This window comes from Lederbergia graminis, assembly GCF_042655485.1.
Classification (GTDB): domain Bacteria; phylum Bacillota; class Bacilli; order Bacillales; family Bacillaceae_C; genus Lederbergia; species Lederbergia graminis.
The window spans coordinates 1-12163 of record NZ_JBHSMC010000041.1 but is presented as its reverse complement, the minus strand read 5'-3'; the positions used below and the strand labels follow the sequence as shown (position 1 = coordinate 12163).

Annotated in this window: 10 protein-coding genes; 3 read left to right on the top strand and 7 right to left on the bottom strand. The window is 35.5% G+C overall.

Going from position 1 to position 12163, the window contains the following annotated elements; all coding sequences use genetic code 11:
• Window positions 1-224: 224 nt before the first annotated feature.
• The 6 genes from ACFPM4_RS19225 to ACFPM4_RS19200 form a co-directional block, all read right to left on the bottom strand.
• Window positions 225-1319 carry an AI-2E family transporter gene (locus ACFPM4_RS19225; protein WP_382355424.1) on the bottom strand — a complete coding sequence of 365 codons (1095 nt, stop codon included), beginning with the start codon at window positions 1317-1319 and terminating at the stop codon, window positions 225-227.
• 396 nt (window positions 1320-1715) lie between these two features.
• A complete protein-coding gene (locus tag ACFPM4_RS19220) occupies window positions 1716-2027 on the bottom strand; it encodes an STAS domain-containing protein (protein ID WP_382355421.1) in 312 nt (103 codons plus the stop codon).
• 18 nt (window positions 2028-2045) lie between these two features.
• On the bottom strand, window positions 2046-2516 hold the full coding sequence (locus ACFPM4_RS19215) for a FapA family protein (RefSeq protein ID WP_382355418.1): 471 nt from the start codon (window positions 2514-2516) through the stop codon (window positions 2046-2048).
• 94 nt (window positions 2517-2610) lie between these two features.
• Entirely contained in the window at window positions 2611-2745 is a 135-nt protein-coding gene (locus ACFPM4_RS19210) for a hypothetical protein (RefSeq protein ID WP_382355415.1), read from the bottom strand.
• 430 nt (window positions 2746-3175) lie between these two features.
• Window positions 3176-6283 (bottom strand): EAL domain-containing protein, encoded by a 3108-nt coding sequence (locus ACFPM4_RS19205; RefSeq protein WP_382355412.1) that lies wholly within the window; start codon window positions 6281-6283, stop codon window positions 3176-3178.
• Between the two features lie 713 nt (window positions 6284-6996).
• On the bottom strand, window positions 6997-7491 hold the full coding sequence (locus tag ACFPM4_RS19200) for a GNAT family N-acetyltransferase (protein ID WP_382355409.1): 495 nt from the start codon (window positions 7489-7491) through the stop codon (window positions 6997-6999).
• Window positions 7492-7845: 354 nt separating this feature from the next.
• On the opposite strand from ACFPM4_RS19200, the gene ACFPM4_RS19195 reads away from it, so the two are divergent.
• A complete protein-coding gene (locus ACFPM4_RS19195; protein ID WP_382355406.1) occupies window positions 7846-9840 on the top strand; it encodes a beta-galactosidase in 1995 nt (664 codons plus the stop codon).
• A gap of 502 nt (window positions 9841-10342) precedes the next feature.
• Complete coding sequence (locus ACFPM4_RS19190) at window positions 10343-11098, top strand: DUF4352 domain-containing protein (RefSeq protein ID WP_382355403.1); 756 nt, start codon at window positions 10343-10345, stop codon at window positions 11096-11098.
• Here the strand turns inward: ACFPM4_RS19190 and ACFPM4_RS19185 are convergent.
• A complete protein-coding gene (locus ACFPM4_RS19185; RefSeq protein ID WP_144928797.1) occupies window positions 11095-11682 on the bottom strand; it encodes a TetR/AcrR family transcriptional regulator in 588 nt (195 codons plus the stop codon). The two genes, ACFPM4_RS19190 and ACFPM4_RS19185, sit on opposite strands and share 4 nt — an antisense overlap.
• A 160-nt stretch (window positions 11683-11842) precedes the next feature.
• Between ACFPM4_RS19185 and ACFPM4_RS19180 the strand changes: the two genes are divergently transcribed.
• Window positions 11843-12052: a hypothetical protein gene (locus tag ACFPM4_RS19180; protein ID WP_144928794.1), complete on the top strand. Its 210-nt coding sequence runs from the start codon at window positions 11843-11845 to the stop codon at window positions 12050-12052.
• The last annotated feature ends 111 nt before the right edge of the window (window positions 12053-12163 follow it).

The window sequence follows — 12163 nt, the reverse complement described above, 5'->3', positions numbered from 1 at the left end:
GAACTGATTTAGTCATCGTTACCAACACTACAATAGGAGCTTTTTCTATTTTTATCAATATTTATGTTCATTTTACATTTTTTTACTGCTGTGCAACGCTAGTGCCCGGTGCCAGGCACCCGAACTATTCCGAATAGTATCGGAGTTGTTTCGGTGCCTGGCACCCACACGATTCTGAATTATTTCGGTGCCTGGCACCAAAACAACAAAGCCAGCTACCCAATTTATGTAGCTGGCTTTTTTTGTTGTCTTACTTTTATTATTTTCCTTATGTTTAGTACGATTACCTTCGTGACGGCATAGAACGGGACGGCTAATACCATTCCGACGAGGCCTGCGATATTACCAGCTGCCAGCAGGATAATGATGATAGTAGCTGGATGCACATCGAGATTTTTCCCAAGTATAAGTGGAGATATCACATTTCCCTCTAATTGCTGTGCAATGAGAATCACCAATATGACAAGTAGTGCTTTTACAGGTGAATCAAATAAAGCAACAATTACGGCTGGTGCTCCGCCAAGAATCGGTCCAACATACGGGATGATATTGGTTACCATTACTAGCATTGCCATTACTAGTGGAAATGGCAAATCGATGATGAGATAACCGATTAAAGAGAGCGTCCCCACAATCAAAGCAACAGTAACTTGTCCCCGAATATAAGATGACAGTGTCTCTCCCGTCTCTTTCATAATGGTTATTACCTCGTCGCGATAGGATGTCGGAAAGAATCTAGATACCGCCATCGGAAACTTATATCCATCCTTAAACATATAAAACAATAAAAAAGGAACGGAAACCAATATGATTGCTATTTTCGACATGATCCCAAAGAAGTTATAGATCCACCCCGTAACAATATCTGGTAGCGTATTAGCAAATTCAAATAGTTTTTCCTTTCCAGTTTCAAACAGTTCACTATAATCTTCCTGAATCATTTTAATTTCAGAAGAATGTATAACGGACTCAAAAAAATGCGTCGCCTTCCTTATGTAGATAGGAATCGCGTTATACAGCTCATTAAATTGTAGTGTGATTGGAGAGATAAAATAGCTAATCATAATTAAACCGAGAAAAAAACTACCCACATATACTAGTATGATTGCTACAAAAAACGGCACCTTTTTCCTTGTTAAAAACTTTACAATTGGATTCAATAAAAAATACAAAAATAAAGTGATAATAATAGGAAAAAACAGTGTAGTAACAAAAATTCCAATCGGCTCTAGCAAAAACGTGATCTTTGAACCAACATAAATAATCGCAATAATGATTAGAATCTGCAACGACCAAAATTGTAATTTGCTTTTAGTCAACGTACTACTCCCTTCCGAAGTCATATTGGACAGTATACCAAAAGTGAAATATCCACCTCAAGATAATATAATTCTCTAGAATTTCCTATTAAAATCTATCAAAAAAACCCTACAAACCTCTACCTAAATCTTCTAACGTGAAAAAATTACTTCTCCTTAATAATATAATTCTCATAAAGTTCAATTCAAATAGTAGAATTGTGCAAGAAATCAACAATTCAATTTTGAAGTATTAGCTATCAAGATCGTAGAGCGCCGTCATTCATAAAGTACAAAAGGTCAGAACTCGCTAACGAGATCTGACCCTTTATTTTCGGTGCCTGGCACCCGCACAATTCAGGAATGATTCTGAATATTCCCGGTGCCTGGCACCGAAAAAATTTGGCACCGAAACAATTAGATAAAGACATCGTCCCCAAGGATATCTGGTAATTGTAGGAGGTTAAAGACGTCCATCACTTCTTCTCTTACATTTGCAATAGTAACGTTAACGCCTTCTTCTTGTAATGTTTGTACAAGATGGATTAGTAATCCCATTCCAGATGAATCTACAAAAAGGACCTCCGTGAAATCTAGCATTACTTTCTGGTAGGACTTTATATTGGGTAATAAATCCTCCTCCACAACTTCCGTACTATCGATATCCAAGTCACCATTAAAGATTACCTTTATTGGATCTTCATCAACGTTTAATGAAAATCCAAACATTTTATCTTCTCCATTCCACTATGCAAATACAATTTGTTCATTTTTATCAAGATGTGCATTAACTCGATATGTGGTCTCTAGAAATTTAAATTTAACATTACCAATCCTAATGGTTGTACCTTCCATCACTTTATTAATGGTTATCTTCTGATCACTTGGAACAGATATAAAGGTTGGTGTTCCACTTTCAGAACCAGCCTGATTTATTTCAACGCCTGCTCTTCCGTATACCTCTCCACCTCGAATGATTCCATTCACCTTTAAACTTCCACCAGCATGGATTTTTGTGTTAATACACCCTTGTCCTAATACTAAAATATTTCCACTGCAATACAAACTACTATTTTGAGCATCCGATATCGTAATATATGAATCTGGCTCAACTGGAAGCTTACTCCATTCATATTGTTCTTTAATTTTCTTAGTTAAATGCGCAATCCAGTCGATAGAGGTAACTTCATTTGTAATAGATAGGAAAATTTTCGACAAAGAAACAGCAATATCATTCCAGCTATCATCGTATAAATATCGTTGTCCCTTGTTTACAACATTAACATAATTCCTAATTAAAGAAGGTAAATGTTTATTCTAATATTATTCGAAATAGCGGTTGGAGCCCACCTCTAGAAAAGTCACTTGATTTAAACGCTGGTGACTGCATAAGTAGTTTTACTACAATTGGGAATGTCTGTTTTGCTGGTAGTGGTTCATTTGACACACAAAAAATATCCCTTTTACTAGAGAAGGATATACAAAAATCAGTAGATAAGTTGTATTACATGTCAATGGAAACTACTGATAAACATTGACATGCAGTGGAAGAAATATTATATTTTATCGATCAAGTTGAAACCAATTCCTGTGGAATCAATAAAATCCAAGCTAGAAAAATCAATTATGAACATTTGGCAGCTATTCTTATTACAGATAATTACCATATAAATCACTTTAAGTAAAAAAAAGGCTATTTCACTCGTGAAATAGCCAATTTCGGATTCTGTAAGAAGATAACAGAAAACTATTTGTTGGTAACCAGGCGATCATAGTTTTACGCGGATATGCTAACCACTCTTATAAAAAAATCGATTCCTATACTTCATGTAGGAACCGATATTTTTTTATTTGTAGTTTTATACTAATGCAACCGTTTATTCAATACCTGAACTCTGAATTACCGATAATGGTAACTTAACTTCAACCGTAGTACCGCTGTTTTCTTTACTTTTTATGGTTATGCTCCCATTATGCTGTTGAACAATTTTATAACATAACATCAAACCTAGACCAGTACCTTTTTCTTTAATGCTGTAGTACGGCTCACCTAATCGTTTAATACGTTCTTTATTTATACCAATCCCATTATCCATAATTTTCATTACGAGATTTCCATCTTCTACTGAACCCTTAATTTTCACGAATCCCCCATTCGGAATTGCTTCAATGCTGTTTTTGATAATATTAATGAATACTTGTTTTATTTGGTTCATATCGCACGAAATATTTGGAAGATTTGGTTGAAATTCTTGAAATATCTTTATACTTCTCAAATTTGCTTCAGACTTAAGTATTATGATGACTTCATTAATAATGTTTTGAATATTAACCTTTTGCAATTGAATCTCCAATGGTTTAGCCAGAGTTAAAAATTCATCTAGAATTCTTTCAATTTGATCAAACTCTTTAAAAATGATGTCAAAATATTCTTTGTTGTTGATTCCTTGCTCAAAAAGTTTAATAAACCCTTTTATGGAAGTTAGAGGATTTCGAAGTTCATGTGCTACTCCCGCTGCAAGTTGACCAACAATAGATAGTTTTTCAGCTTTTGAGAGCTGTTCTTCCGCAAATCTTTTTTCCGTAATATCTCTTCCAACCACAATAAAGTATTCTGTTTCTCCATTTTTTCCAAGTACTGGAGTTCCAACACCTTCAAATAATACAGAATTTCCACTACTAGTCAAAAAATTCGCTTCCAACCTCGCTGGTGTTTTATTGTTTATTGCTTGTTGAAACTCCATTATGACGTTTTGTTTGTCTTCGAGATGTATTAAATCAAATGAAATTTGACCTACAAATGATCTTAGCGGGTAACCGAGGGTATTGGCTAAGGATGGTGATGAATATAATATTTGGCCATTGATGTCCAATAACATTATGATGTCGGTCATATTATCAGCAATAAGGCGATACTTACACTCACTCTCTTTTAAAGCTTTCTCTGTCTTTTTTCGTGCAGTTATATCAATACACGATCCAATAACTTCAACTACTTCTCCTCCCCTTTTTAATGGGCGTAAAGTAGCTAAATAACAAATTCCATTTAACTCGTCTTCATAAGTAACAAATTCTTCCCCATCCCATGCTCTATTGTAAAAGGAGGTTTTTATGATCGCATTCTCATGAGGCAAAAATTCCTCTAAGCTTTTTCCAATAACTTGGGAAGGAATCATTCCAAATCGATATAGTAATTCCCCATCGACGAGTGTATGAATAAATCGATTATCTCTTTTTGTATACTTGAAAATCATACCTTGTTGTAATCGAACAGTATCTTCCAACTCTTTTCTCGATTGGTAGATTTTTTTTCCCTTTTGCAATTTCTCTTTTACATCCCAGGGTACCCCATTGTCCTCCACAATTTGTTCAATGCTAGAATATTTTAGTTCTAACTCATTGGCCATTAGGGGCTTACTTAAGAAAAATCCTTGCCCTTCATCACATAAATGGTTCTGGAGAAAAATAAGTTGCTCCTTCGTTTCAATACCTTCTGCCACTACTTTCAAATTTAAATTATGAGCCATTGAAATGATGGCTTTAACAATCGTTCCATCATTAGGGTTATTATGAAGTTTTCTAACAAACGATTGGTCAATTTTTAAAATGTCTACAGGGAAATGTTTTAAATAGCTTAGTGAACTAAACCCAGTCCCGAAATCATCAATACTTATACGAACACCAATCTTTTTTAACTCCTGTAACATTGATACTGTACTCTCAAAATCAGCCGTCATACTTTCCGTAATCTCAACTTCTAAAAAACGCGGTTCAAGTCCTGTTTTTTGAAGAACAGCTTTAATTGTATGAATTAGATTAGGTTGATTAAATTGAATCGCGGACAAATTGACTGAAACTACGGTATTAAATCCACGTTCTTGCCATATTTTGTTTTGTTTACAAGCAACATGTAAAGCCCATTCTCCGATAGGTATGATTAATCCCGATTCTTCCGCTATAGGGATAAATACACCAGGTGGAATTAATCCCAAGTTTGGATGTTCCCAACGAATTAAAGCTTCAACCCCCACTATTTTCCCTGTATTTAAATTTAATTTTGGTTGATATTGGAGGAATAATTGATCTTGATCTATAGCCTTATAAAGCTCCATCTCCAACTCTAATGGATTAATACTTCCTTCCCCATCATTATAGGAGTAGAATTTGAAGTTATTTCCACTTAGTTTTTTAGCTCTATTCATCGCGATTGCTGCATATTTCATTAATAATTCTAAACTATCTCCATCCTTTGGATACTGACTTATGCCAATACTTAGTGCAGCTTTTAGTTCAAAACCATTAATTAAGAACGGACTAGAAACAGACTCCATTACTTTATCAATAATAGAAGATATTTCATGTACATCACTGTATTCCATAGTGAAAAGAAACTCGTTTCCAGAATAACGTGCAAGTAACCCTATTGGTTCTAAAATACTTTTTAGACGTTCTGCTGTTTGTTTTATTAATTGGTCACCTGTACCATGACCAAATGTATCATTTACTTTTTCTATTTTGTTCATAGATATAAAAACAATGGCGATATGTTTCTCAAGTGTTCGCAACTTATCATGTAAGTAATTATGAAAAAAATATCTGTTGGGCAAATTTGTTAAAAAATCATAATTAGCAAGATAATTTATTCTTTGATACTCTAGCTTTTGTTGTGTAATATCTCTAAAAAATACGGACAAACCTCCTGAAAAAGGAAAAGCCCTTATTTCATAACATCTATTGTTAAAATACTCTTCAAATTCTAAAGGTTTTTGTTCTAATAGTGCCTTTTTATATCGGATTACAAATTTCTGTAGATCTTTATGAGGTAACGCATCTGAAATATATTGTCCCACGACATTTTTACGTTTAATTTGTAAAAGCTCTTCAGTAACATTATTTATGTATCCGATTTTTAAATCCTTATTTAAGGAGTAAAAACCATCAGATATTCTTTCCAAAATGCTCTCCGTATTGCTTGTCTCACTCAAGTTTGTATCTCCTTTCTATTAGAACAAAATAGAATATTAAATATTAAAAGACTTCCACATAACATGGTCGCAATAAGAGCAAAGCTGTTATGGTGGATTTAGTATATATGCAGAGTTCTAAAAAAAAATTCCTATAATGCATTCTTTATTCTTAATCCTGTCATTTGTAAAGCTTGTCGATACTCCCGTAACATTTTCAGACTGACAGCCTTCCTCTTGATGCCCATTCCTTATATATTCGCTCATATACTCGGATTCTTGAATTTAAGGCTAATTAATATTTCTCTTCGTCCAACAAGGACTAAATTAAAATCTAACCATTGCTTTTTTAGGTGAACTCACAAAGGAATAGCATTAAAAAATGTATTAAATTCCTATAATGGTAAAATTATACTATATACTAAATGGGAATATAAGGTGTGTTATGAAATTTATTACATTATATTATCCATGTCCACAACAGATTAAAGTTCCCAGTTTAAACCGATTGAAGTATCCCAAAATCATTAACTTGAATTCCACCATTCTGCTTTTTCAATCAATAAGCATTATTACATCACAAATAAAGGTTTAATAGCCATTGGAAATACTTCTTCCATTATTCTTAAAATAAAAAGGACACATTATACAAAAAAATCATCCATTGAAGGATTAGGTTTACGACAATTTCCATTCATGTATTTTTCGTAGATTCTAATTTAGGAAATGTGCCTCTAGTCTTTTAATTTATAACCTTTATAAATATCTTCCCAATTCATTGGCCTGGACATTCTATCTTCAACATGCTCTAATGGCTTAAAACCAAATTGACTATAAAGCGTGTGGGCATCTTTAGTAGCAAGTTGAAAATATGTCCCACTTAATTTAGGGTGTTCTGTGATTACATCCATTAACCATTTACTAAGTCCACGCCCTCTATATTCTTCAATTACAAAAACATCACCTATCCAAGAAAATCTCACAAGGTCAGATACAACTCGAGCAAAACCAACCTGTTTAGCCGACCCATTATTGGGATTGCCTTCGTACACTCCATAGCAAAGAATGGAATTTTCAATTGACGCTTCTATTAATTCTTTAGCAATTCCCTTTGCCCAATAAGAATCTTTACTAAGGAAATTATGGATTACTTCCATATCCAAAAAACTTTTATTCGTACTAATAGTAAATCCATTATTATTTATCCAAATTTGTTCATTTTCTTGCATAACATTTCCCCCAATGCTCAAATATGTATATTTATAACACTTGCGGTTTATTTATACAATGGTTAATTTTTGGTTGCCAGAAAAATTGCCCCATGGCTAAAGAACCTATCTCCTTGTGAAAAAATGCTATTACCAAAAAACAGTGTATTTGTAAAATCAATTCATAATATAAAATCAAAAATCCGTCAGATTAAAACAAAGAAAGAAGAAAAAATAATAAATTTCATTTCAAATAGTAGTATTGTGCAAGAATTCAATAATTCCATCTATGTTCAATTCCCCCAAAATTCCTTACCCTAAATTGTGTAGGTGCCAGGCACCGGGAAAATTCCGAATAGTTTCAGAGTTGTGTGGGTGCCTGGCACCACAAAGAGAGGGGAATTTGATATGGAAGAGAAGATTTACATAGGGGCAGGTTATTATCCTGATCATTGGCCGCGCGAGAGATGGCCGAAAGATATTGCGATGATGAAGGAGGCGGGAATAAAAGTACTTAGGCTAGCAGAATTGTCGTGGTCATTTCTAGAACCAACCGACGGCGAATTTGACTTCACTTGGTTGGATGAGTTTATGGAAATGGCGAGTAAGGAAGGCATTCAATTCATGCTCTCCACACCATTCGAAGCATCACCACCATGGCTACGCAAGAAACACCCAGAGATTGTAAGGACAGACAATTTCGGTAGAATTCACGGAGCTCGAGGGTTGCATTGCAAAAATAACAAAACATTCATCCATTACGTTGATCGCTTAACAAATAAAATGGCTGCACATTATGCAAACCACGAATCAGTTATTGGCTGGCAAATTGATAATGAATTACGCAATGTAGAATGTTACTGTCCGGATTGTCGTGAAGGTTTTATAAAGTGGTTACAAGACCGCTACGGCACATTGGAAAAACTAAATGAGACATGGGGCACGAAGTTTTGGAGCCAAGTGTACAATAGTTGGGATGAGGTCACTCCACCATCTGCCGACCAGTTAACGATCTCGATTTCACAAAAACTCGACTTCACAAGGTTCGGTTCTGATTCAACTGTGAACCATGTAAAACGCCAAGTCGATATTTTGAAAAAACATGCACCACACCAATTCGTTACCCATAACACAATGGGCTGGTATGAGCGCCTAAATTATTATGATTTAGCGAAAGACCTAGACTTCATCGGGTGGGACTGCTATCCAAGTGTAGACGGCGACCCACATATTGAATGTTTTATCAACGACCATCATCGAAGCACAAAACATAAAGCACATTGGATTCTTGAGCAGAAAAATGGTTATTTTAACTATAGTGATTATAATTTAGCGATAGAGCCAGGATTAGTACGGTTATGGTCTTATCTCAATATCTCCAGAGGTGCCAATGGGATTCTCTACTATCGCTGGAGGTCCAATCGCTATAGTAACGAACAAAATCCAAATGGCTTATTAAGACATGATGGTTCACCAAGAAGAGCCTATTTTGAAGCAAAACAAATCACAAATGAATTAGCGAAGTTTGGCGATGAACTTGCCAGTACTACCGTAGAAGCACCGGTTGCCCTCTTTTACGACTATGATCAAATATGGGCATTTGACGCGCACAAGCAGTATCGCAACTTTGATCATCGCGGCCATATGTTAACGTATTATCGTGCACTTGCCAAAATGGGCATTACAGCCGACCTCTGTGCGCCAACGACGGATCTATCGAAATACAAGGTGGTAATCGCTCCATCCATGGCAATGGTCAGTGATGAAATCTATGAAAATTTAAAAATATATGTGGAAAATGGTGGCTGCTTAATCATAGGAGCAAGAAGTGGATTCAAAGATTGGGCGAATGTCACGATTGACGAGCCGTGGCCAGGAAAATTAGCAGAAATGGCCGGATTAATGGTTGACGAATTTGAAGTTTTACCAGACCGTTATGCTAACAAGATTGCGTATAACGGTAAGGAGTATTCGGTAAAAGTATGGTTGGACATGCTCGAGACAAACAGTGCGGAGTCACTTGCAACCTATAAAGAAAAATTCTATGCAGGCAGAACTGCCGTAGCAAAAAACAAATATGGAAAAGGTATGGTCTACTACGTAGGTGTCATGGGCAGTGACGAATTTGCGAGCGATTTCCTACGAGATGTTGCCGAAGAACAAAATGTCGACACATACAACGTACCAAAAGGCATCTTCGCAAGCAGCCGTATCAACGACAATGTTCGCTACACCTTCTACATCAACAACAACCGCGAACAAACCACCGTCCCATTAAAAGAAAGTGGCTACGACGTAATAGCCGAAAAAGAAGTAGCCAAAGAAGCCGTAATAAATGGATTAGGTGTGCTGATAGTAAAATCTGTGTAAGGTGCCTGGCACCCGCACAACTCTAACACAATTCCTAATGTTCAGACTTGTTCCGAAGTTGTTTCGGTGCCTGGCACCCAATCAATTATTAAAGGAAGTAATTACCCAACTCTCTGGCGTGAGCGGTGGGCAATTACTTCTTTTTTCTATTGGTTACGAGTTAATATTTTCTGATTTATCTTACCATTATAGTAATCCATCCCCACTCCCTGCTTGTAAAGCAATTTATTCACATTCTGGTAACTTTGGCTTCATTATTTTTTATTTATTATATTGAGGTATATACCAGTCCAAAATAATTGAAATATTAGGATGCTCCATTCCACACAATATATTAAGAAAATAAGTAAATCAATATTTACCAACCGAACCCTGATGCCAATAAGGAATCAGGGCAAAGTTAATTTGTATTAAAAATTCAGTTCATTTCGACGAAAATATATTAGCAAAAGGATATTGGGACATACTACAGGTTAATACAAGTATAAAGGAGGAACTAATCATGGCAAGTAACGGTTTAGTCCCATGTAAAGCTTGTAAGAAAGAAATTGCAAAAGGTGTAAAAAAATGTCCAAATTGTGGTAAAGATCAACGAAATTGGTTTATGCGCCACAAAATTTTATCCTTTATTGCAGCTATTATTGTCTTAGGAATTATTGGTAGTGCTTTAGGCGGTGGAGATGAGGATACAAACACAGCAACAGAAAACCAATCAACAGGTTCAAATGAAAAAACAGAACCAAAAGTATATGCTATTGGAGAACCTGTCCCAGCAGATAAACTAGAAGTAACTATAACGAAAGTCGATGAAAAATTAAAAATTGGAAGTCAATATTTTAATAAAGAAGCTGCAGAAGGTGGAACTTTTCTAGCGATTGAATACACATTGAAGAATATATCTGATGAGCCAGTCGGAATGTTTGATTATCCACAAGTTACATTAGTGGATGAAAAAGGTACTGAATATAAACCAGATATCGAGGCTAGTACTATGTACGCGGTAGATATTGACAAAGATAATTCAAAAGTCTTATCTGACTTGAATCCAGATATTAGTGTCACAGACTCAGATGTATATGAAATCTCTAAAGACCGTTATGCGCAAGGGAAATGGTTTCTCGAAATTATGATGAACGAGTTCAAATTAAATAAAGTTAAAAGAAGGTGCTGTTATAATAATACAGACACCTTCTTTTTCAAAAAGGTGATAGGTAGTATGTTCCTACCTCAACTTCACATATCAGCGTTGCATAACTAACACAACGTCTCCAAATGATAACGAATGACCGCTCTTACCTTTTCCTCCGTATAAACATCTGGGCGCAACAATGCATGAATGGACAATCCTTCTATCAACGCTGCTAGCCTACTCGTTTCTAATTCTACATTAATGGAATTTGGTACAATCTCATGTAAAATTAACATCTGGATCATTGAATTTACTAATTCATATGTACCGTCCGTCATTTCATCCTTTTTTTCTTGCAATACTTCACTTGTGAGGGAGCGAATCGCAAAGATCCACCAAACGCTCGTTTCGACTTTCTTTTCTTCGTCCATTGGTATAAGCTCTAATAAAATTTCCTCCACTGCCTGCAACGGATTTTCGGACCAATCTTTCTGTTCAGTCCTTTTTTTCCCCTCTTCCAAAAAGTAATTCATGATAAATAACAGCATTTCATCTTGCGTTGAAAAGTAATGACGTAAAGCACCAGCTGACATCCCCGCTTCCGATGCAACCCTTCGTATAGAGGCCTTTTCCATTCCTTCTCGCTTAATAATATTCCATGCTGCTTCCGCAATCGACTTCCGCTTTTGCTCATGGTTCACAATTTTTGGCATAAAAAATCACTTCCTCTTTATAACACATCGTGTTATTATCTTTTTAGCACATTGTATTAAATATAATACCACATAATAGTAGCCAAGGGATTCTTCAAATGCTGCACTTCTCACAAAAAAGTGCATTACATTCATTTTTAAAATAATGAGGTGAAAAATAATGAAGGATATTATGAAAGGATTAAGCTTACTTCTCCTTATTCAAGGAATTGGAGGATTAATCAATCATTTAACAAATGGCTCAAAAAGCTGGTTCCTAGTCAACTACATTGAAGCATTCCAAGGACTAGAAATCCTATTCGACATCATCTTTATCGTTCTAGGCATAGTCGTAGCGTTGGCCGCCCGTAAAAACCGGGTACATTCCTAAATTGTGTGGGTGCCAGTGGTCGACCCCCTTATAATGGACACTAGAAATGTTACAATTGTTTAATAATGCTTTTCTGGGGAGTGACCAAGTTTGAAAAACAAAAATGAAACA

Coding starts and splice junctions, on each gene's coding strand:
- ACFPM4_RS19190 (WP_382355403.1), top strand. CDS start 10,343: ATGGCAAGTAACGGTTTAGTCCCATGTAAAGCTTGTAAGAAAGAAATT.
- ACFPM4_RS19220 (WP_382355421.1), bottom strand. CDS start 2,027: ATGTTTGGATTTTCATTAAACGTTGATGAAGATCCAATAAAGGTAATC.
- ACFPM4_RS19185 (WP_144928797.1), bottom strand. CDS start 11,682: ATGCCAAAAATTGTGAACCATGAGCAAAAGCGGAAGTCGATTGCGGAA.
- ACFPM4_RS19200 (WP_382355409.1), bottom strand. CDS start 7,491: ATGCAAGAAAATGAACAAATTTGGATAAATAATAATGGATTTACTATT.
- ACFPM4_RS19180 (WP_144928794.1), top strand. CDS start 11,843: ATGAAGGATATTATGAAAGGATTAAGCTTACTTCTCCTTATTCAAGGA.